Raw genomic sequence first — 21,595 nt, 5'->3', positions numbered from 1 at the left:
CGCTCTCCGCGTACACCGTGGGGAAAACTTATAATTAGCTCGTAAGTCCCTCATAACAGTATGACTGCGAACGTCGTGACCGACGTTAACCGGCCGTACGTCCCGGGGTCCGGGGCGAAACTCACCGCCGAGATCGAGGTCGAGCCGGGACAGCAGGACGAGCGGCCGACGCGACAGATCGCGCTGTGTATCGACGCCAGCGGGTCGATGGCCGGCGACGAGATAGCACGGGCCCGCTCGGGTGCCGAGTGGGTGTTCGGGCTGCTCGAAGACGACGACTACGTCTCGATAGTCGCGTTCGACAGCGACGTCCACGTCGTCCTTGACGCGACGCGGTGGGGAGACATCGCCCGCGAGGAAGCGATGGAGACGGTGGCAGACATCGCCGCGGGCGGCGGGACAGATATGTACCGGGGTCTCGCCGCCGCGGCTGATTCCTTGCGGCAACTCCCCGACGACGGCAACACCGCCCGGCGCGTCCTCCTGCTCTCGGACGGGAAGGACAACACCCACGACACGCCGGAGTTCGAGACGCTCGCCCGGGAGATAGACAGCGAGGGCATCCGAATCAAGTCGGCGGGTATCGGGAGCGACTACCGCGAAGAGACCATCCGGACGCTCGGCAGCGTCGCGCGCGGCGAGTGGACCCACCTCGAAGCGGCCGGGGACATCGAGGACTTCTTCGGCGACGCCGTCGAGGAGGCCGGCACCGTCGTCGCGCCGGACGCCCGACTGGAACTGAACGTGGCCGACGGCGTCGAGGTGAGCGAGGTGTACCGTGCGCTCCCTCAGACACAGGAGGTCACGCCGGAGTGGGAGGCTAACACGACGGTCGTCAAACTCCCGGACCTGCTGGACCGAGAGACACAGCGCGTCGTCCTCAAGGTGCACGCGCCCGCCCGTGACATCGGACAGGAAGTCACGCTCGCGGACGTGACCCTGACCGCCGACGGCGAGACGGCCACCGGCGCGATAACCGTCGAGTACACCGACGACCCCGAGAAACTCGGCGAGCACAACGAGGGGGTCGACGTCGACCACCGCCAGACGGTCATCAAGACGGAACTCGGCAAGGGCAACGTCGCCGAGGCCCAGACTCAGATAGAGCGGATGACGCAGGTCCACGGCGCCGACACGGAGGCCGTCGAGGCGGCCGAACGCCAGACGGAAATCGTGATGGAAGGGGGTCGAGAGGAACAGAGCAAGGCGACGAAGATCGTCACCGACGAGGGCCTCCAGAAGTGACGGCGGACCCAGCGGCTGACGGCGATACAGCGGGATGCGGCGAGGCGTGACCATGGCGTGGGAACCCGAACCCGGCGACGTCATCGCTGGCCGCTACGAACTCGCGGAGTTCCTCGGCAAGGGCGGGTTTGCAAAGGCCTACCGGGCACTCGACACCCAGACCGGGGACAGCGTCGTCCTGAAACACCCCAACTACAGCGAGTCACAGAACGACCGGGGCGTCATCGAGGAGTACTTCCAGAAGGAGGCCGAGACGCTCGAACGCATCACCGCCGCGGGCGGCCACGAGAACGTGATGGCGCTGTACGAGGCGGTCGAGGACCGCGGGACGCCGTTCCTCGTCGTCGAACTCGTCGAGGGCGGTATCGAACTCGACGAGGTCATCGAGCAACACGGCCCTATCGACGCCGAACAGGTGCGACAGATCGGCATCGACCTCGCGGACGCGATGGGGTTCATCCACGAGAACGAAATCGTCTACCGGGACCTGAAACCGGAGAACGTGATGCTCACGCCCGACATCACGCCGACGCTCATCGACTTCAACACGGCGACGGGGTTCGACGCGACGGGCGACCCGTCGACGGGCAACACCGGGACGACGATTCTCGGGCCGTTCAAACCCAGAGAGGTCGCCGAGGCCAGTCGGACCGACGTCCGTCAAGGACCGTGGTCCGACGTCTACTCCATCGGGAAGATTCTGCTCTTCCTGCTGAAAGGCAGTGTACCGAAGAAAGACGGCGTCAACCCGCAGGACTTCGGCGCCGATTGCGAGGACGCCCTCGCGGCAATCGTCGAACGGGCCACCCAGTCGGACTACCGCCAGCGCTATCGGAACGCCACAGTCCTGCGCGACGTACTGGAAGCGAGGGACCCGACCCCGCCGGCGACGGCCTCGGTGCGGTACATCCAGGCCGACCAGCGGTTCACCGTCGAACCCGGCGACACTATCGGCCGCGCCGGCGCAAGCGGCCCGCCGGCCTCTATCACCATCGACGACCCGCAGGGAGAGTACATCTCCTCTGTGCAAGTCCAGTTCGACACGGAAGGCGACGACTGGTACCTCGTCGACCGAAGCCTCAACGGCACGTTCGTCCAGAAGGGTGCCGGCTGGCAACGCGTCCTGTGTGAGGCGGGTCGCGAACGCCTCCGCAGCGAGGGTGAGGACCCGACCGACCGCCACGGCGACGTGCCGCCGGAGTCGATTCGGCTCCGGGACGGCGACCTCGTCTCGCTCGTCCACCCGACCTACGGCGTCACGTTCGAGTTCAACTCGGAGTAACCATGCGATACGCAACCAACTACGACATCGGCGACCGGAAGCGCGGACAGGGAATCAACGAGGACAGCATCTCGATGACCGTCTTCGAGGAGGGCCATCGGGACGGCTACCGGGGACAGACCCGGCCACCAGTCGATAGCAGCGACACGGACGCCGAGCAGGTCGACCGCCCTGCGAACCGTTCTGCGGGCGTGTTCGTCCTCGCGGACGGCGCGGGCGGCCACGACGCGGGGGACGCGGCCTCGTACATCGCGACGACAGTCGTCGCCGAGCGTCTCGCCCCCATCGCAATCCGTACGGCGCGGAGTCATCCCGACGCCTTCGACGTGGACGTAGCCCCCGCGGTCCTGCCGGACGCGCTCGGGCCGGAAGACGTTCAGGCGGCGATAGCGGACGCCATCGTCGAGGCGCACCGAGAGATACTCCGCTATGCCAGCGAATCCGGCACCCAGTCGTACACCACCGTCGTCGCCGGCGTCTACGCCGACGGGAAACTCCACCTCGGGTGGGTCGGCGACAGTCGCGCCTACCTCGTCAACCACGCTCGCGAGGAGATAGCCCGTCTCACGAAGGACCACGCCGTCGTACAGGAGTGGGAAGACGCCGGCGAGATTGACTCGGTAGAAGCCCACGTCCACCCCAACGGCAACGAGATAACCCGGGCGCTCGGCGGGTCGGGCCACGAGGACCCCGACCGAGCCACGGTCGACGTGGACACCCGGACCGTTCGTCTGTTCGCCGAGGACACGGTACTGGCGACCAGCGACGGCCTCATCGACGCCCAGACCGACGCCCCGGACCTCTACGAACAGTACGTCGACGCCGACAAGTCCGAGGACGCCGCAGAGCGAGTCCGCGAGGCCGTCGTCACCGACGACGAGATCCGGGACGTGTTGCTCGACGCCGAGTCGCTCGACGCCGCCGCCGCCGAGTACGTCTCGCTGGCCAACGACCGCGGCGGGAAGGACAACGTCTCGGTACTGCTGTTCGAGGACGACGCACTCCCCGAGACGCCCAGTAGCGGCGGCTTACCGATACGAGCGGTCGACCCCGACGTGGACGTCTCGGACCGTGAGACGGTCATCATATCGGAAGAGTGAGGGGGCAACTGTTTTCTTTCTCCCCGTAAAAACCGCTCACGAACGAGTATGTCAGACGCGAGCACCGGACAGACAGTGGAGTGCCCGATCTGTGGGGAGGAGTTCGACCCGACAGTCGCGGGCGGGTGGTGTACGAACACGGAGTGTGGCGAGTGGCAACACACCGACGACGAGAGCGAGACCGAAGCGTCGTCTGCCGACGGCGGCGACCTCCTCTCGCAGGCCGCCGAGGCGTCGCCGACGGACGACGAACCGGCACAGGAGACAGGGCCGACCGACGCCGAAGCCTCGACCGCCGAACAGACCGAAGCAGCGAGCGACGCCGAACCGGCGGCAGGCGCGGACGGCGGCGCGAACGCGACGGACGCCGGTGCGAGCGAGACAGACGACCTGCCGACTGGGGCCGACACCGAGTCGGAAGCCCCGGCCGGGACGGCGGATACGGCGACCGACGACGAGGGCGATACCGACGCCACCGAGGCGGCGGACGACGGTCTGTCGGCCATCGACTGTCCGGACTGTGGGGCCGAACTCGACGCCGACGCGAACTTCTGTGTCGAGTGCGGGGCCGACGTTCGAGAGGTCGAACCGGCCGCCCCGCTCACCGAGTGCCCCAGTTGCGGCACCGACGTCGGCGAGACGGACAGTTTCTGTGTCGAGTGCGGCGAGAACCTCGACGCCCACCGCGGGGAGGGCGACGCGGGCGAGGACGACGAGACTGAGACGGACTCCCACGGCGACGACGCCGAGACTGCCGCTCCGGCCGAGACCGACACGGAAGCCGAGGACGCCGTGGAAGCGCTCGAAGCGCAGTCCGACGAGGAGAGCGGGTCGGACCCGGTGCCCGACTCGCTCGTCCTCGCGGTTCGCGGTCGGGAGATCCCCGTCGAAGACGGCGACACGGTCGGTCGTGAGGTCCGCGCGGCACTGACCGACGCCGGCCGACCCGAGGACGAGGCGGTTCGCGTCCACCGCGAACACGTCCGGTTCGTCCGTGAGTCCGATGCCTTCTATCTCGTCGACCTCGGCGACAACCCGACCAGCCTGAACGGCCACGCCCTGCAGAAGGGCGACCGCGAGTCGGTCGCGCCCGGTGACGAACTCGAACTGTCGGGCGTCGCCACGCTCACGATTCGCGCGCCCTGACCGGACCACACGAACTAAGCCGCCCCTCGGAGATACCCCAGTAATGGCTGACCGCGTTCTCGTCGCGGAGTTTCGACGGTCGATCTCGTTGCTACGGAGTGAGGTGTGGGTGCTCACCGGCGCGCTGCTGGGTGCCCTGTGTTACGGCGCGTGGGTTCTCGCGACCGGTATCGCGGTCGGGAGCGCCACACCGGGGCTGGCGAGCAGCGTAGTGACGACTGTCGGCGACGTCACCGTGACTGGGCTGTCGGTGCTGGCACTGGTGCTGTGGGTGGTCGTGCCCGCCATCGCCGTGTCGGTACTCGCGGGTCGACGGTTCCGCAACGAACACGGGAACCTCGAAAAGCGATATCGACTGGACCACCCGGCCCTCCTGCTCGCGCTGCCGGGACTGGTCATGGGCGGGTGTCTGGTGGCCACCGTCACGGCCGGACGGTCACCGGCGGTGACGGCGATAGCCCTCGTCGCGAGCGTCCACCTGCTGGTCCGCACCGTCGCCTACGGCTATCGCGTCTACACGCTGTCGGTTCCGCGACTGTTCACGGCGTCTCTCGCCGTGGGTGGGGCTGCGCTCGCCGGGGGATGGCTCGTCGCGGCGACGGTCCTCGCCGAACGGAGCGAGACAGCGGGTGGGCTTGTGGCCCGGTCGGGACTGTCCTCGGTGGTCGAGACCGGCCTCACGCTCGCCGGCGTCGGGCCGGCCGATGCGCTGGCGGTCCTCGTGTCGGTACCGGCACTCCTCGCGACGGCCTATCTCGCGGTCCAACTCGTCGCTGGAACCGTCGTCCGGATACAGGCACCGCTTTCGAACCCGACCCGACGCCCGGGACAGCGGTTCCCGATAATGCCGCCGGTGAGTCGCGGCGACGCCGGCGAGAACGGTGCTGTGGCCGTCGGCTCGGGATCGGACGACGGCGAGGCAGATACAGTCGACGAGGTGTCCGCGGAGGACGAACCCGACACGACCGACGACGCGTCCGCCGACGACCGCTCGCACACCCGAGTCTTCACGCCCGACGACCCCGTTCCCGAGAACAGTGGCACGCCGACGGAGGTGGCCACCGTCGACGGGATGGGACACGACGAGGACGACACGGACGACGGGTGGGAGGACGATACGGCGGTGTTCTCGTTCGACCGCGAGGACTCGTCGCCGGACGTCTGTGAGGGCTGTGGGGAAACGATAGCCGCGGACGCCGAGGTGTCGTTCTGTCCGAACTGCGGCGAGCGACTGGACTAGACGTCGAAGACGACGTACGCCCGCCAGCCGTCGTCGGTCGCTTCCAGCGCCATCTCGGAGTACGTGACCGCCTTGACCTCGCGAGCAGTGACGGCCGAGAGCGGGACGCCGCGGGCGCTCGCATCGACGTGCCACTCTTCGCCGCCGCCGCTGACGGTCGCCTCGTTGTCGACGGGGAGGACGTTCCGTACGTCCCGTTCGTAGATCAACTGATCGAGGTAGTCAAACAGCAGTGCCTCCCGCGACTCGGCGGTGACGGTCAGGTCGAACCGACTCCCCTCCTCGGGGACGGACTCACACATCGCGGCGGCGAGGCCGTCGGCGACGGCGGCGAACGTCTCGTCTATCGTCTCGCCGGTGGCTTCGACGGCGACGTCCGCCGTGTGTTCTCGGAGGTCGAACGGCATCACCCGAACGTCGGACCGCCGGGGAGAAAGCGGTACGGGTTCGGCCCGACAGGTCACCGCCGACGGTCTGTCTGTTTCGCCTTGCGCCGCATGAGCGCAGCGAAAGCCAGCGGCGAGAAGAACGCCATGGCGATGACGGCCGCGAGTGCAGTGACGGGGCCGCTGGCGGACCCCGTGCGACCGCCGTCACCGCTCGTCGCGTTCCCGCCGCTGCTCTCGCTGTCGCCGCTCGCGGTCGCCGTCGCGGTGCTGCCGCCCCCGCTACTGCCGCCCGAGGCCGCCCCGACGACGACGGCACCTTTCATGCCGAGGCCCTTGTGCGGCTCGCAGACGTACTTGTAGATGCCCTCGCTCTCGAACGTATGTGAGTACGTCGTGCCCTGTTCGGAGACCAGACCACCGGAGTCGAGGGGGCCGTCGCCGTCGGAGACGACGTTGTGGCCGCCGCCCTCGCCCGTCCACGTCCAGACGACTTCGGTACCGGGCGAGACGCGGACCGCCGCCGGGCTGAACGCGAACGCACCGCCGTTGCCCTGGGCGCCGACGGTTATCTCGACAGTGTCCTGTCCCGTCTCGTCGACCGTGCCGTCGAAGTTCGCGACGCCGTCGAACCACCCGCCGTAGTCGGGTCCCTGTTGTGCCGATACTGCCGTCGTAGCGCCCAGTGCGACCGTCCCGGCGGTCACCTGCGCGAACTGTCGCCGCGTCATCGAACCAGTCATGGGTGTCTCTTTGGACGAGCGGCGTCCGAGCCGTCAGCAACCGACCGTCCTTACCTGACGAGTCGGCGACGGACGAGCCTAAAAGCGGAGGGCTGTTCTCAGCGGATAGGAACGAACGCGATAGTGTTCGACAGTGCCGACGACGGGATGACATCGTATCCCTCTGTCTCGGCGGCTAGATGACAGCGAAATTCGCCCACGACGCCCATCCGATACAGTTCCGTCGAGGGAACGAAACCGTGCTACTCTATCACGAGCGTGCAATAGATTTAATATATCACCTCGTGATGGTGTAGATACGTCACTCAGACCGACGTGGTGTTCACATGACCCGTACCACTCCTACCCCAACGTCTCTGCCCGCCCCCCGCCGGTCGTCCGGCGGAGGGTGGGCTATCGGACGCGGCATCGATGCCGCGTATCCGGTATCTCTTGCTGGGGGTCGGAGTGGTCGGGTGAACGCCCGTCCGCTTTGCCCCGCAGCATAGGGGTACAGCGCCACCGTGGGACGGCCGTCCGGTCGCGCGGACGCCCACTGCGGTGGGGCCTCGATTTCGACTCCCGACACCGACGACGGCGTCGGCCGTGGCCTCGAACGGTTCGAGTGTCACGACGGCGGGTCTGATACCCACGAAGGGACAGTCATTCGGTGGCGTCGGCCATCGACCGCTGTCGGCCGTCGGCAGAGATGCACCACACTAGAGATACATCTCCGTCGAGCGACGCGACCGTCGCTCGCCCCGACGTGCTCGACCGGTGAGCCCCCGTCTCGGGGCCGGTTCGACTCCGGCCGTCGGCGTATGTCGCTCCATGCGACCGTCCCCGTCGACGCATCGGCTGACGTCTCGCTCCGGGTCCCCCGTGGCGGGACTGAAGACCTAGAGAGCGGCGTCGCCGCGGTCATCGAGGGCGTCGACGGCGTCACCGCCGTCACCGTCGACCGCGTGACAAGCGTCCGCCCGACGTTTACCGACATCCGCGTAGACGCCGACGTCTCCATCACTATCGCCCTCCCCGCCGACGCCGACCCGGAGGCGGACGTGGCGGAGCGACTCCCCGACGGGTTCGGAATCACGTCGGTGAACGACCTTGTCGTCGAGGAGGCCTGACGCGTCGCTCCACCTCTCAGTGCCCCCGAGTCCGCTGGCGGACCCCGGACGCCCGGGACCGGGTTCGACCCCCGGCGGGGAGCGAAATTCATGCGACCGACCTACCTACTCGCGATCGCGCGACAGCGACGAGAGACGAAGGATAGCGACGAGAAGCACCGACGCACCCGCCGTCGGTAACACCGCGGGGTTTTGGCCGTATTTCGAGAGCACGACGGACACTCACTAGCCGCACTCGTCGGCACCGTCGAGGACGCGGGCTTCGAGACGGACACGATAGCCCAGCGGGAGGAGAAACTGGAACTCGTCGCCGAGAAGCACGACTTCGAGTGCGAACCCTACGGCGGGACGCTACTGGACGAGGGCCGGTATCAGACCGACTCGTCCGACTCGGCGACTTGGTGACCGTCCTCGCCCTCGATTTCGACCGGTTCGACGTCCTCGTCGGCGTCGAGTTCGCCCGCGAGCAGGCCCGTGAGGCCGGTGACGAGCATCCCGACGCCGGCGATTCGCGTCGCTCGGACGTACCAGTCTTTGGGTTCGAGATCGCCGGGGTTCTCGTAACCGCTGAGGAGGAATTTCGCGTTCAGTTTGATGGCCTGCCGCGGGAGAAATACCGCGAGCAGTCCTTGCCCGACCATCCACGCGTAACTGAGTGGGAGGAGTCGTCGTAGCATCAGGTCCACGTTGGGCCTCTCCCTACCTGAACCCTCGCCTGTCGGCACTCCGGGCGTCTACTCGCTCTCGGTCCAGAGCGCGTCCGAGAGGGTACGCTGGACGGCCTCCTCGCCGACGGCGCGGGCAAGCGTCTCGAACCCGCTCCGCTCGACGGGGTCGTTCGCGTTGGCGACGAGTCTGGAGACGATGAACTCCGGCGTGGACTTCCCGACGGTGCCGAAACGCGGTTGGTAGTCCACCAGCAGGTCGAGGTCCTGACTCAGTCCCTCGGCGAAGATGCCGTCCGTGCGGGCCGCTGCGGGCAGCGGTTCGAGGTCGGCCGCGAGGTGCGTAACGAACACGCCGAGTGCGTCGCGGTCGACGGTCAACGTGACCAGACCGTGCAACAGGTTCGCCGCGGAGCCCGGTTCGGTGATGGCTTCGAACTCGTCGACGAGCATCAGCGCCCGGTCCCCGCCGGTCAGCGGCGGGACGACCGACCGGAGCGTGGATTCGAGGACGCCCGCGTTGAACGAGGCGTGCCGGCGGTGGAAGACGACGGTGTCGACCAGTCCCACCTCGGCGGCCTCGGCGGGCACCGGGAGGCCCATCTGGGCGAGCAGCTGGACCTGACACAGCGTCTCCAGCAGGGTGGTCTTCCCGCCGGAGTTCGCCCCCGTGAGGACGGCCACACGGTCGCCGCTGGGCGGGTCGTTCGCGGAGTGGACCGCCAGCGTGTGGTCGCCGATAGCGTAGGTGACCGGCTGGACGTCGTCCGTGTCGGCCAGCGCGAGGTTTCGGGCGTTGCGGACGGCGATGGTCTCGCGGTCGACGAACGTCGGCCGGGTGAGGTCGTAGGCGATGGCGAACCGGGCGAGCGACACCGACAGCGCCACGTCGCCCACGACGGCGACGGCGGCGTCGACGTCCTCGCGCGCGGCCGTGAGGTCGTCTTCGAGGCTCGCCGCGACGGTCTGTTCGCGCTCTTCGACGGCGCTCCGGAGCGACGAGCGCAGTTCGCGGAGCGCGGCGTCCACGAAGTCCTGCGCGTCCGTCGCCTCGCGCGGCATCGCGTCCCGGACGCGCGTGCCGTCGACGCCCGTCTCGTCGGTGACGTGCCGGACCAGCGCGTCCTGAAACTCGTCGGGTCGGCGGGCGTCCGCCTGTACCGCCTCGACCACTTCGGGCGTCGCCGCGGCGAGGTCCGCTATCTGGCCGAGTTGGGTCCGTAAGCGGTCGAGTTGCTCGTCTGCACCCTCGCCGACCCGGTCGCCCTCGCCCGCGAGGCCGGCGAGTGCGGCCCGGGCGTCGGTCAGCGCGTCGCCGTCCAGTTCCGCGACGGCGTCGAACACGCCCTCTGAGACGCCCGTGTCCTTGAGCGCGAGCGCCGTCTCGACGGCCGCGCGCTCCCCGCCGGCCTCGTAGCGTTCGAACGCGTCGAGGACGGCCCGATGGTCGTCCTCCGAGAGGGTTGCCCACGTGTCTCTGGCCGCCAATACGTCGTCCAGCCGTTCCGCCATCGCCTCTCGGGTCGGCAGTGGGGTCAGGACCCGAATCTTGTCGGCCGCGCCGGGCGTGACCGCGTACTCCTCGGCGAGGTCCAGCAGTTCCTTGTACACGTCGCGGGTGTCACGGGTCGCCAGGAGGTCCATCGACTCGGCCCCCGTCGCCCGCCGGAGGATACGCGTGGCCCGGCCTCGCGAGAGGCCCGCCGCCGTGAGCGCGCGCGTGTCCGCCGACTCGATGGCTTCGACGGCCCGTTCGACGCCCAGTTCCTCGCTCAGTAGTTCGGACGTCTTCGGGCCGATGCCCCAGTACTCCTCCAATCGCATAGGCGGGCCGACGGGCGGCCCGGGTTTAGTCGTTTATCATGGCCTCTCCGGGCCGTCTTCACCCCTCTGACTCGCCGGACTGGGCCTGATTGGCTTCGAGGTCCTGCCAGTCGACGGCCCCCTGTTCGACGATAGCCGTTGGCTGTAGTGCCGGGTCCGTGAGCGTCACGCGGGCGAGGCCGACCGGCCCGGTCCGTGGCTCGGCCAGATTCTCGGGAGTCGACGTCTCGAAGGGTGCCTCGGTGACGTCGCCGACGACCACGCGCAACGCCATGCCGAATCCCTCGTGTGGCGAACAGAGCATGTCGTATACGCCCGGCGTCTCGAAGGCCTGCAGCCACGTGTCCGGGACTGGCTCCGGGGGACCGTCCGCCTCTCTCTCACCTTGGTCGGCGCCGGCACCGCCGCCTCCTTCGCCGCCCCCTCCGGTTTCCCCCTCACCGCCGCCGGTCTCGGCGGGGGGCTCTATCTGGTCGTCCGCGATGGATTCGGGCCGCCACCCGAGCAGTGGCGAGGAGTACGCCGTCACGCCGGTCGGGACCCGCCGTCGCATCCCGAACGCGGGATGGTAGGCGACGACGTTGTGGTCGGGCGTCGTGAACACGAACTTCACCACGTCGCCGGGTTGCACGTGCAGACCGGTCGGTTGGTAGAAGAAGTCGGCCGGTCGGTTCGGGTTCGTCGGCGGTCCCTGTATGAGCGTCTGCACTTCGTGGACCGTCCCCCGCCCGTCCGTCTCCTGCTCGCCGCCGCCGCCCTGTTGGCCGTCGTCCGCCTGTGCGGTCGCCGTCCCGCCGAGCCCCGACAGCACGGCACCGGCACCGAGCGCCTTCATCACGTCTCGCCGCGAGGAGTCTGGTGGGTACTGTCCCATGGCGGGCCGTCCTCACGCATCGTCCTTTGTTAACGAGTCCAACGAGACGAGGAAACGAGTACAAGACCGCGTTACCGGCGCTGGCGGTCGCCCGGCCGACTGGAAAGGCGACCTTTGCGTCGATAGGGTGGCCGTATCGTTGCCAGACCCGACGCTCACTCGAAGACGGACCGCCCTTGTCTCCGGACCACTCAAGCCCCCGGCGTCGTAAGCGGGTCGTATGGCCGACGGACCGGACGCCGACGGGCCGACTTGTCCCGCCTGCGGGGCGACCCTCGACTCCCTCACACTCGAGTGTCCGGCCTGCGGGGAGCGACTGCTCTCCGAGGCCCAACTGGCCCGACTCGACGAGCGGATGGCGGCGGCCTTCGAGGGCGACCGCGACGGCGCACCGGGGTGGGCCGTCGTCCTGACCGGACTGGCACTCGGCATCGCCATCGCGCCGCTGGTCGCCTACGCCGCCGTCATCGCGGTCGGTGACCTCCCCCTGTCTGCCCTCGCCGTGCTTCTCCTCGCGGGGTGGCTCCTCCCGGCGGCGTACCTCGGCCGGTTCCCCTCGCCAAGTGCGGCGCTCGCACGCGGCCTCTACCTCGTCGTCGTCGGCGTCGTCGCCGTCGTCCTCGCGGTGGCCTACGACGCGGTCACCGGCGGATCCTCGCTCGTCACCCAGCGAACCGGACTCGTCGCTACGCTCTTGGCGGTGCCCGCCGTCGCCGCGGTCCTGTTGGCGCGCCGCGTCGCGGCCCGGGCCGCGAGACAGGCCCGGGGTGAACCCGGACCGCTCCACGAACGCGCGGGTATCGAACCCGACGGTGAGGACGACGGTGACACTCCCTGACAGACACGAAGTTTATAACCGACGGCGACGCCACCCACTGATGGCATGAAAGACGTGCTCTCCCGCATCGGAATTGGTTCCGCCCGTGTCGACACTGTCTTGCCCTCCAGCACCGTCCGCGCCGGCGACGCCGTCGACGCCGAAGTCCACGTCGAGGGTGGCTCGACCGACCAGGACATCGACGCCATCTACTTCGCGCTGGAGACGGAGTACCGCACCGAGGAGGGGTACGCCGACGCCATCGTCGACAAGTGGCAACTGACAGAGCCGTTCACCATCGGGTCCGGCGAGGAACGGCGCTTCGAGACGACTATCGACGTCCCGCGGCGGACGCCGGTGACCGTCGGGTCCGTCTCCGTCGAAATCGAGACGGGACTCGACATCTCGATGGCCGTCGACCCCGAGGACGAGGACCGAATCGAGGTCCGACCGACCGAGCGTCTGCAGGCCGTCTTCGACGCGCTAGAGAACGTCGGGTTCTCGATGAAGTCCTCCTCCTGCGAGGCCCGTCCCGGCGGTATCTTCTCGACGTCGGCGAATTTCGTCCAGGAGTTCGAGTTCCGCCCCCAGCGCGGCGAGTTCTCCGGCGAGGTTGACGAAGTCGAGATAATCCCGGTGTACGACGGGAACGGTCTGACCGTCCACATGGAGGTCGACCGACGCGGCGGTCTGCTCTCGGAAGCCATGGACATCGACGAACGGCACACCTCTTTTACGGTTCAGGATGCAGACCCGGCGGCCATCGAACCGTCGCTGACGCAGGCGATTCGGGACCTGAGTTGACTGCTTAGCCCCAGAACGACTGTGTTCTTGCGTACTCCCGTTCCTGTCGGAGGATGTCCCGATAGAACTCGTCTTCGTCCTCCCGCAGGCGGTTGATGATGCGCGCGGCGTTGTGCGGGCCGACCCCCCGCGCGGCGAGGGCGACGACGGCCTGTTTGCCGTGGGTCTGGACGAGCGATCCAGCGCGGTAGGCGCGCTCGGTCATCTTCTCTTGGTCCTCGTCCTTCTCGTCGGCCCGCACCGCCGAGACGACTTCGTCGGCCCACGGGTTCAGCGCGGCGACGCGGGTGGACCCGCATTTGGGACACTCCGGTTTGTCACGAACCCGGCCGACCTGCTGTTTCCGGTCCCAGTCCTGACAGTGCAGACAGAGCAGGATGACTCGGTCGCTCTGGATGCGCTCTCTGACCGTCTGGATGACGCTCGCGTCGGCGTTCTCCGGCGAGAGCAGTTCACGGCCCGACGAACGACCGCCGAGGCCGACGGGGGTCCGCTCGGCCACCGTCTCCAGCGCCACCTCGCCGGACTGGAGGCGTTCGAGGAGCGTCGCCGTCGCCTCGATAGCCAGATCTTCGTGCCGGACCTCCCGCATGGCCTCCTCGTACATCGGCGTGTCCTCCAGCGCGGCCAGCAGGCGGTCCCGTCCGAAGTCCGTCGACCCGCGGCCGCGCCAGCGCTTTAGCGACCCGAACTTGGTCGCGACCTGTGCGAGTTTGAACTTCAGCGCGTCGGCGTTCTTCAGGCTCAACTCCACCAAGGCGGGGATGTGGTCGGGGGCCGTCTCCTCCAATACCTCGATGACGTCGCCGGCGGTGATTCGCCGCGGCACCTCCAGTTCGATGCGGTAGGGGTCCACCTCCATCGCGACGGAGGACCCGGCCCGCTGTCCCAGCAGCGCCGAGAGGATGCGACCCAGCGTCTCGTTGACGGTGTGTCCGTGACACGAGTTGACCACCACCTCCCGGCCGTGAAACTCCACGAGGACGGTCTCGTCGTCGGGAATCGGCCCCTCGTGTCCCGCCAGTTGTGAGAGGCCGTCGGCGACCGTCTCGCGGTCACCGTCGTACCGGGCGGCGACGTGGGAGGCGACCGAGTCGACCGGCGCGCCGTCCTGCAACTGACTCCCTGCCACGCGGCGCAACTCCCCGACTTCCTGCGCGACGGCCTCCGGCACCGGAATCTCGGACCCGGTCCACGACGGCACCTCGCCGGCGGGGTCCTCGATGGGCGAGACGGTCACCACTTCCTCCTCCTCGTCGATGTTCGTGATGCGCCACATCTCGCCGCGCTGGACGAACACCTCGCCGGGGGTGGCGAAGTTGACGACGAAGCGTTCGTCTAAGGTCCCGACCTGTTTGCCGGAGGCCACGTCCTCCACCTCGTAGGTGGCCTCGTCGGGAATCATCGAGAGGTTCTGATAGAAGTACTGCCACGTGCCGCGGCGCTTCTCCAAGGTGTCGCGCTCCTCGTCCAACCAGACGACGTTGTTCTCGGCCAGTTCCCGAACCACCTCCTTGAACTCGGCTTCCCCGAGGTCACGGAACGGGTACGCCCGCGCGAGGACGTGGTAGGCCGCCATCGCCCGAATCTCCCCGGTGTCCATCACGAGGCCGGCTATCTGGTTGGCGACGGTGTCGAGGCTCCCGTCGTGAATCTGTGCGGGTTCCACGTCGCCGTCCTGCGCCTGCCTGGCGATGGCCAGCGCCTCCAGCGTGTCGTCGGCGTGGGTCGTGACGACGGTACCCGTCGACACTTCGTCGCGGCGGTGGCCGGCACGGCCGACGCGCTGGACCAATCGGGACACCTGCCGCGGACTCCCGTACTGGACGACGTGGTCGACGTGGCCCACGTCGATACCCAGTTCCATCGAGGAAGTACACAGCAGGGCGTCGAGGTCGCCGGCCTTGAACCGGTCCTCGACGTCGATACGGGCCTCCTTCGAGAGCGACCCGTGGTGGACCCCGAGGTTCGTCCCCAGTTCCTTGAACCGCGAGCCGAGTGCCTCCGCCGTCTGGCGCGTGTTCACGAACAGCAGGACCGACTCTTTCTCGGCGATCAGGTCGTCGATGTAGCGGACGTGGCTGGCCGTCTCGGCGTCGGTGACGAGTTCGCTGGAGAGGCGCTCGTCCCGGTCGGTCACCTGCGGGCGGACCACCTCGACGTCGAGGCGACTGCCGATGTCCACCTCGACGACAGAACAGGGACCGCCACCGGTGAGAAAGCGCCCGACCTCCTCGGGGTCACCGACCGTCGCCGAGAGGCCGATTCGCTGGAACCGGCCCGCGACCTCTCGCAGGCGCTCCATGCCGATAGTCAACTGGGCGCCGCGCTTGGCGGCCGCGAGTTCGTGCACCTCGTCGACGACGACGTGGTCGACGTCCTCCAGCGCCACGCGGAGTTTCGACCCGGTCAGCATCGCCTGCAGCGTCTCGGGCGTCGTCACCAGCACGTCCGGCGGGTCGTTCGCCTGTTTCTGTCGCTGGTAGTCGGTGGTGTCGCCGTGGCGAACGTCGACGTCCAGACCGAGCGTCTCGCCCCACCACTCCAGTCGCTCGCGCATGTCCCGGTTGAGCGCCCGGAGCGGCGTGATGTAGAGCGCGCCGATGCCGAACCGGTCGTCGGCCTGCACGAGGGCGTCCAGCACCGGGAGCATCGCCGTCTCCGTCTTCCCGGTGCCGGTGGGGGCGACCACGAGGGCGTCGTCGCCGCGGGCGAGCGCCGGGATGGCCTTCCGCTGTGGCTCCGTCGGCGTCGTGAACCCGCGCTCGGAGAGGGCGGCCCGAACCGCGTCGCCCAGCGCCGTGAACGCGTCGTGGCCCTGTGTCACCCCGTCGGTCATCGAGGCCGTCTAGCGACTACATCGGGTTAAACACGTTGTGTCACTGGCTGTCGCACAGGTTGAAGGCATCGGGACCCGGACTACCGCGTATGTATCTCGCCGACGAGGCGTGGCCGGATCTCGAATCGTACTTCGAGTCTGAGTCGCTGGCGCTGGTTCCGCTGGGGTCGACCGAACAGCACGGGCCGCACCTCCCCGAGGCGACGGACCACCTCATCGCCGAGTCGTTCGCCCGGGCCGCCGCCGAGGACACTGGATACCTCTGTACGCCGACCATCTCCGTCGGCGTCAGCCCGCACCATCGGCAGTTCCACGGGACGATGTGGGCCGACGCGCCCGCGTTCCGCGACTACGTCGAGAGTATCACCCGAAACCTCTCGTACCACGGCATCGACCGCGTCGTCTTCGTCAACGCCCACGGGGGCAACGTCGAGCATCTGCGTGAGGTCGGTCGCCGCCTACGCGACGACGGGACGATGTACGCCATCGAGTGGATGTGGGACGAGAGCATCACCGACCTCATCGAGGCGGCATTCGAGACGCCCGGCCCCCACGGCGGTCCGAAGGAGACGTCGCTCGTCCAGTACCTCGCCCCCGAGTTGGTCCACGAAGACCGCATCGAGGACGCGCGGGACGGCGGTCTGCGGGAGTTCGACGAGTCGACCGGGCGCGTCCACGGGGCGCGAACGTTCTACGACGCCATCGACAACACCGAGAACGGCGTACTCGGTGACCAGACCGACGCCTCCGCCGAGGTCGGCGAGGAACTGTTCGAGGCCGCCCTCTCGAACCTCTGTCACCTCTGTGAGTGGCTCGCCGACCAGCGGTTCGAGGACTTGCTACCGAAAGCCCACGTGTAGCCTTATGTCGGTGGCCCTCCGAGGTCCCGGTGAGATGAACGACAGCGGCGAGTTACGGAGGGCCGGCCGATGAACACGCTGGACGACATCGAGCGAGCGGTCAAGGACACCGCGCACTACGTCAGCAGCAATCTGGCGAACTACGCGGACCGCTCCGGGGCGCAGAACCCGAGCGGCGAGCAACAGGTCGGCGGCGACGTCTGGGCCGACGACCTCTTTTTCGACGCCCTCTCGTACGTCGAGGGCGTGGGCGGGTACGCCAGCGAGGAGCGCGAGGACGTCGTCGACTGCGGCGAGGGGTACACCGTCGCCATCGATCCGCTCGATGGCTCTGCGAACCTCGCGTCGAACAACTCCGTCGGCACCATCGTCGGCATCTACGATGGAGCGGTGCCCGCAAGCGGCCGTGAGATGGTCGCCTCGATGATGGTGTTGTACGGGCCCTACACCACGATGACCGTCGCCCGGGAGGACCGCGACGTGGTTCAGGAGTACCTCCTCCGTGACGGCCACAGCGAGCGCTGGGGGACTTTCTCGCTGCCCGACGAACCGACTGTCGTCGGCCTCGCCGGCAAGTACAACGAACGCAGCGACCCGATGAACGAGTTCGCACAGCAACTGTCGAGAGAGCTGAAACCCCGGTACGGCGGTGCGACCGTCGCGGACCTCGCGCAGGTGCTCGAGTACGGCGGCCTCTTTGGCTATCCGGCGACAGAGACCTATCCCGGCGGGAAACTCCGCGTGCACTTCGAAGCCGCGCCGCTCGCGTACCTCGTCGAAGCGGCCGGTGGCGGGTCGACGGACGGCGAGCAGTCCTTACTCGACGTCGGCCCCGAGGGCCTCCACGACCGGACGCCGACGTTCCTCGGCAACAGGGAACTCGTCGAGCGGACGGAGACGGCGCTGAGCGAGTAGCCTCAGACGCGGCGGTACCGCCCGAGTCGCGTCCCGTCGAGCAGGAACGCTTCCGTGTCGGCCATCCCCGCAGGGAGGAACGGCGCGAGGAAGTCCTGTCCCTCGACGTTGACCCACGTTCCGCCCGAGCGGTCGTTGAACGCCGGGAAGACGACGAGGTCCGCGCTCGTCTCGATGGCGACGCCGTCGTGGTCCGCGAACGGGTCGGCGACGAGCGACCCGCGGAGCCACGCCCGTTCCTTGCGAGCGCCGCCCACCTCGTCCTCCAACCTGACGACGGGGTGTTCGTGGCCCATGCAGACCACCTCGGCGTGCAGTACGTCGGGCGCGGGCCACGTGTGCCCGTGGACGAACCCCACGTCGCCGATGCGGGTGCCGTGGCCCGGCGTCACCTCGACGCCGGGGGCGAGGTCGTCGAGGATGCCTTCGAGGTCGCCGTCGTGGTTCCCCTTCACCAGCGTCACCGGCACGTCGACGGCGTCGAACAGCGCCGCGAGTTCCTCGCGTTCGTCGTCGAAGGGCGACCCGATGGCGTGGCCGAGGTCGCCGAGGACGACCAGTCGGTCCGCCCCCGACCGGTCGAGGAGTGACAGCAACCGCTCCCGGCGTCGGTCGGCGGCGGACTGCAGTTCGACGCCGTCGTAGCGCAGACCGGCCTCGATGCCGGCGTGGTAGTCGGCGACGGCCAGCAGTCGCTCCCCGTCGGTCTCGACGGTCGCGGCCGGTGCGTTCGGGAGCGGTTCGACGCGCATCGCTGTCGGGTTGGCGACGGCGGAAGAAAAACGGCGCGGCTCGGATACGGACTCAGATGGGGGTGAGCTTCCCGTCTTCGGGTTCGTAACAGCGCCCGCCCATCAGCGCGTCCTGAATGGCGTCCGCGACGGCGTCGGGGTCGGCGCCGTACCGTTCGACGACGGTCGAGCGGACGGTCTCGCGGTCGGCGCCGCCCCCGTCGTTCAACTCCGTCATCACGTCCATGACGGCGTCTTCGAGGTCGACGTCGTCGGCGTCCGGCGCGTCTTCAGCGCCCGACTCGGCAGGCGTCGTCTCGTCGGCTCCTGCCTCGGTGGCCGTCTCGGGCGTCTCGACGGGCGCGTCGCTGGTGGCCGCCTCGGCGTCGGGTTCGACGGACTCGTCGCCGGCGGGTGCACCGGCAGCGTCCGGAGCGCTCTCCGCGTCGGCGGCCCCGGCCGGTGCCCCAGACTCGGCGGCCTCGGCCAGTTCCTCGGGGTCGGGCGTGTCGATGCCGGCCGCCCCGGCCTCGTCGACCTCCGTCCCGCTCTGGAAGTCGGTCCCGTACTCCTGTTCTATCTCCTCGCGCTCGTCCTCGTCCAGTTCGAACTCGGTGTCGAAGTCGCCGACCTCGTCCTCGTCGGCACCGAGGTCGGCGGCTCCGGTCTCGGTGGCGGCCGCGTCGCCGGCCGTCTCGGTCGGTTCGACGGTCTCGGCCTCGTCTGCGCTCGCGTCGGCCGTGTCGCGACGCTCCACGTCGGTGTCGAAGTCGCCGAGTTCGTCGTCGTCGTCTGCGCTCACGTCCGCTGTCTCGGCAGCGCCCGACGCGGTCGTCTCTACGGGCTCGCTTGCAGCGTCGGACGCTGGACTCGTCTCGGAACCCGTACTCACCGGTTCGGTGTCGGCATCCGTCGTCTCGCCATCGGCCTCGCTCGTCGCCGGGGCAGCGTCCCCGCCGGCGGAGTCCTCGCTCGTCTCGGGCGCGGCCGCGGCAGTTTCGAGGTCCGTCTCCGCGAGTATCGGAATCGGGTCGTCGGTCCCGTCGTCGGGCGAGAGCGACAGCGACCCGACCTCGTCGAGTTCGTCGGCGACGACGCGGGCCGCGTCCAGCGAGAGGTCACGAACCGCCTGCAGGTAGTCGCCGGTCGTCCCGTAGTGGTCCAGCGCGAGGGTGATGCCGGCAGCGATACTCTCGTCGACGCCGGACTCGACGAGCGACGCGTGGAGTTCGTCGCCGGACAGCCCCGATTGTTTCGCACTGGCCATCCGTGCCACGCGGTCGATGGTCTGCTCGGCGGCCTGTACGACCCAGCGGTCCCGCGTGTCGGCGTCCACCTCGCTGATGGACTCGGGCCGGATAGAGGTGAACACGCGGTCGCCGTCCTCCGGTTCGAAGGTGCGGGCCTTCCCGGTGACGGCGACGAACATCGGCGGGGTCGCCGATTCGAGGAACGCCAGCGCGTCCGGTTGGTACTGACCGGCGTAGACCACGAACGGCCCCGTCGGGTCGACGATGCGGGCGCGCAGGACTTCCTCGTTGACCTGCTCTACCTCCGTGAGGACGCCGACGACGAACAGGCGGTTGATCCGTGTGCCGGTCGGCGTGACCACGTAGTTCGGAGCGCGCTCCTCGTCGGACTCGGAGTACGAGAAGTCCGCATCGTCGAACTCCGCGGCGAACAGGCGGTGGGCGACCTCGCGGCGGCCCGGTCCACCGTCCTCGGACTCGCTCATGCCTCCACCTCCCGGAGGAGGGTGTTCGCACGCTCCGACGGGTCGTCCTCAGACTCGCTGAACTCGCTGGCGTTGAGGTTGGCGCCGTACTCGTCGACCGAGAGCGAGCCGCGGACGACGTATTCGAGGCCGACGACGCGGTCTGCGATGCGGTCCGCGACGACTTCCTTGTCCATCGCGTCGCGGGCGTGTTCGCGAGCGTCCTCTAGGTCGCCGCCGTAGATTCTGGCGGTCAGTTCGTCGTCTAAGATGACGGTAACGGTGGCGGTGCCGTCGTCGAGTATCGCTTTGGTCCGCAGGTCGTCCTCGCCCTCGACGGCGCCGTGGGAGCGACACTGGCCGTTCTGGATGACGCGGCCACACTCCGGACAGCGCTCGATGAGGCCGGACCCGTCGCGTATCTCGATGACGTTGCCGGCGAGTTCGACGTCGAACTGCCCGCCGCTCTCGACGGCCTCGCGAATGGACATCCGCGGGGCGTCCTCAGCGACCGCTACCGACTCCGAGAGCGGCGTCACGGTCGAGAACTCGGAGACGTTGACCGACGGCGCGCCGCGGAACTCCCGGACGAACGTCTCTTCGATGCGGACCGAAGCGCCTGCCTCGATGGCGTCGTGTGGTTCCCAGTCGGTGAAGGGGAGGCGTCCCGACTCGTCGCCGAGGACACCGCTGAGGATAGTCGTCTCGCCGTCGCGGCCGTCGATGACTTTCTCCTCGCACTCTACGACCTGCACTTCGACGGTGATGCCGCGGTCGCCGGGTTCGAGGTCCGTGAGACTCGACTCGCCGCCGACCTCGGCGTCGATATCGAGCGTCTCGTCGACGACGCTCGTCTGGGTGCTGTCGCCGAGGTTGAGTTCGGGCTTCCCGTCCCACTCGCGGACGCCAGCGTTGCCGAACTGCACCGTCTGGCCGGGTTCGAGGTCGGCGTCGAAGCCGTCCCACGCGGTGTAGGAGATGGTGCCGGATTCGTCCGCGAGTTCGCCCTCACGGATGACGTGCTGTTCGCCGTTGTACTGGATGGACCGCCGACCGGACGTGAGTACCACGGCGGTGACCGTCACGTTCGAGTCGTCGGTCGAGACCTCGCTGATGGCCTTACTCGATGGGGTGCCGTCGCTCCCGCCGCCGTCACCGTACTTCCGGCGGAGGCTCTGCTTGGCCTCGTCCATCGGTACGGAGTACTCGACGAGGTTCTCCAGGTCGCGTCTGACCTCCTCTTTGTCGACGTCGAGGTCGGAGGCGAGTTCCTCGACATGGTCTTCGAGAGACATCGAAGG

Annotated in this window: 20 protein-coding genes; 11 read left to right on the top strand and 9 right to left on the bottom strand. The window is 68.5% G+C overall.

The annotated features are described in order from the left end of the window. Positions 1 to 60 precede the first annotated feature (60 nt). The 5 genes from IEY28_RS06625 to IEY28_RS06605 all read left to right on the top strand — a co-directional run bounded on the left by IEY28_RS06625 (position 61) and on the right by IEY28_RS06605 (position 6,013). Complete coding sequence (locus IEY28_RS06625; protein WP_188995635.1) at positions 61 to 1,245, top strand: vWA domain-containing protein; 1,185 nt, start codon at positions 61 to 63, stop codon at positions 1,243 to 1,245. A 52-nt stretch (positions 1,246 to 1,297) separates the two neighbouring features. After that, complete coding sequence (locus IEY28_RS06620) at positions 1,298 to 2,527, top strand: FHA domain-containing serine/threonine-protein kinase (protein WP_188995633.1); 1,230 nt, start codon at positions 1,298 to 1,300, stop codon at positions 2,525 to 2,527. Between the two features lie 2 nt (positions 2,528 to 2,529). Next, positions 2,530 to 3,627 (top strand): PP2C family protein-serine/threonine phosphatase, encoded by a 1,098-nt coding sequence (locus tag IEY28_RS06615; RefSeq protein WP_188995631.1) that lies wholly within the window; start codon positions 2,530 to 2,532, stop codon positions 3,625 to 3,627. Between the two features lie 75 nt (positions 3,628 to 3,702). Further along, a complete protein-coding gene (locus IEY28_RS06610; RefSeq protein ID WP_229783079.1) occupies positions 3,703 to 4,773 on the top strand; it encodes a double zinc ribbon and FHA domain-containing protein in 1,071 nt (356 codons plus the stop codon). A 43-nt stretch (positions 4,774 to 4,816) separates the two neighbouring features. Beyond that, complete coding sequence (locus IEY28_RS06605) at positions 4,817 to 6,013, top strand: zinc ribbon domain-containing protein (RefSeq protein ID WP_188995628.1); 1,197 nt, start codon at positions 4,817 to 4,819, stop codon at positions 6,011 to 6,013. Here the strand turns inward: IEY28_RS06605 and IEY28_RS06600 are convergent. Both IEY28_RS06600 and IEY28_RS06595 read right to left on the bottom strand, forming a co-directional pair. Next, the gene (locus tag IEY28_RS06600; protein WP_188995626.1) at positions 6,010 to 6,420 is read right to left on the bottom strand and encodes an archease; all 411 of its coding nucleotides are present in this window, start codon (positions 6,418 to 6,420) and stop codon (positions 6,010 to 6,012) included. The two genes, IEY28_RS06605 and IEY28_RS06600, sit on opposite strands and share 4 nt — an antisense overlap. A gap of 53 nt (positions 6,421 to 6,473) precedes the next feature. Continuing rightward, the gene (locus tag IEY28_RS06595) at positions 6,474 to 7,130 is read right to left on the bottom strand and encodes a halocyanin domain-containing protein (RefSeq protein WP_229783078.1); all 657 of its coding nucleotides are present in this window, start codon (positions 7,128 to 7,130) and stop codon (positions 6,474 to 6,476) included. Positions 7,131 to 7,942: 812 nt separating this feature from the next. On the opposite strand from IEY28_RS06595, the gene IEY28_RS06590 reads away from it, so the two are divergent. Continuing rightward, on the top strand, positions 7,943 to 8,251 hold the full coding sequence (locus IEY28_RS06590) for a hypothetical protein (protein ID WP_188995622.1): 309 nt from the start codon (positions 7,943 to 7,945) through the stop codon (positions 8,249 to 8,251). A gap of 192 nt (positions 8,252 to 8,443) precedes the next feature. Then, complete coding sequence (locus IEY28_RS06585; RefSeq protein WP_188995620.1) at positions 8,444 to 8,656, top strand: hypothetical protein; 213 nt, start codon at positions 8,444 to 8,446, stop codon at positions 8,654 to 8,656. Here IEY28_RS06585 and IEY28_RS06580 read toward each other — a convergent pair. From IEY28_RS06580 to IEY28_RS06570, 3 genes are read right to left on the bottom strand one after another with little or no spacing between them, the layout of a single operon-like run. Next, positions 8,623 to 8,928 (bottom strand): DUF6199 family natural product biosynthesis protein, encoded by a 306-nt coding sequence (locus tag IEY28_RS06580; RefSeq protein ID WP_229783077.1) that lies wholly within the window; start codon positions 8,926 to 8,928, stop codon positions 8,623 to 8,625. The two genes, IEY28_RS06585 and IEY28_RS06580, sit on opposite strands and share 34 nt — an antisense overlap. A gap of 57 nt (positions 8,929 to 8,985) precedes the next feature. Further along, positions 8,986 to 10,740: a MutS-related protein gene (locus IEY28_RS06575; protein ID WP_188995618.1), complete on the bottom strand. Its 1,755-nt coding sequence runs from the start codon at positions 10,738 to 10,740 to the stop codon at positions 8,986 to 8,988. A 58-nt stretch (positions 10,741 to 10,798) separates the two neighbouring features. Then, positions 10,799 to 11,614, bottom strand: coding sequence for a cupredoxin domain-containing protein (locus IEY28_RS06570; protein ID WP_188995616.1), 816 nt, complete (start codon positions 11,612 to 11,614; stop codon positions 10,799 to 10,801). Positions 11,615 to 11,834: 220 nt separating this feature from the next. On the opposite strand from IEY28_RS06570, the gene IEY28_RS06565 reads away from it, so the two are divergent. After that, positions 11,835 to 12,452, top strand: coding sequence for a zinc ribbon domain-containing protein (locus IEY28_RS06565; protein ID WP_188995614.1), 618 nt, complete (start codon positions 11,835 to 11,837; stop codon positions 12,450 to 12,452). Positions 12,453 to 12,497: 45 nt separating this feature from the next. Next, on the top strand, positions 12,498 to 13,235 hold the full coding sequence (locus tag IEY28_RS06560) for a sporulation protein (RefSeq protein ID WP_188995612.1): 738 nt from the start codon (positions 12,498 to 12,500) through the stop codon (positions 13,233 to 13,235). Between the two features lie 4 nt (positions 13,236 to 13,239). Here IEY28_RS06560 and IEY28_RS06555 read toward each other — a convergent pair whose 3' ends face one another. Then, entirely contained in the window at positions 13,240 to 16,074 is a 2,835-nt protein-coding gene (locus IEY28_RS06555) for a DEAD/DEAH box helicase (protein ID WP_188995610.1), read from the bottom strand. Between the two features lie 89 nt (positions 16,075 to 16,163). Here IEY28_RS06555 and IEY28_RS06550 point away from each other — a divergent pair, with 89 nt between their 5' ends. Together IEY28_RS06550 and IEY28_RS06545 are read left to right on the top strand one after the other, a co-directional pair. Further along, on the top strand, positions 16,164 to 16,934 hold the full coding sequence (locus IEY28_RS06550) for a creatininase family protein (RefSeq protein ID WP_188995608.1): 771 nt from the start codon (positions 16,164 to 16,166) through the stop codon (positions 16,932 to 16,934). Between the two features lie 69 nt (positions 16,935 to 17,003). Next, positions 17,004 to 17,849, top strand: coding sequence for a class 1 fructose-bisphosphatase (locus tag IEY28_RS06545; protein WP_188995606.1), 846 nt, complete (start codon positions 17,004 to 17,006; stop codon positions 17,847 to 17,849). Positions 17,850 to 17,851: 2 nt separating this feature from the next. On the opposite strand, the gene IEY28_RS06540 is transcribed toward IEY28_RS06545, so the two are convergent. The 3 genes from IEY28_RS06540 to IEY28_RS06530 are packed head-to-tail and all read right to left on the bottom strand — an operon-like array spanning position 17,852 to position 21,589. Then, positions 17,852 to 18,601: a metallophosphoesterase gene (locus tag IEY28_RS06540; RefSeq protein WP_188995604.1), complete on the bottom strand. Its 750-nt coding sequence runs from the start codon at positions 18,599 to 18,601 to the stop codon at positions 17,852 to 17,854. Positions 18,602 to 18,653: 52 nt separating this feature from the next. After that, positions 18,654 to 20,315 (bottom strand): hypothetical protein, encoded by a 1,662-nt coding sequence (locus tag IEY28_RS06535; protein ID WP_188995602.1) that lies wholly within the window; start codon positions 20,313 to 20,315, stop codon positions 18,654 to 18,656. Beyond that, positions 20,312 to 21,589: a Single-stranded DNA binding protein gene (locus IEY28_RS06530; RefSeq protein ID WP_188995600.1), complete on the bottom strand. Its 1,278-nt coding sequence runs from the start codon at positions 21,587 to 21,589 to the stop codon at positions 20,312 to 20,314. Before IEY28_RS06530 ends, IEY28_RS06535 begins: the two co-directional genes overlap by 4 nt. Positions 21,590 to 21,595: the final 6 nt, after the last annotated feature.

The sequence above is a fragment of the Haloarcula pellucida genome (assembly GCF_014647235.1).
Lineage (GTDB): Archaea > Halobacteriota > Halobacteria > Halobacteriales > Haloarculaceae > Haloarcula > Haloarcula pellucida.
The sequence above is the reverse complement of the archived record's forward strand: the minus strand, read 5'-3'. Positions and strand labels throughout refer to the sequence as shown.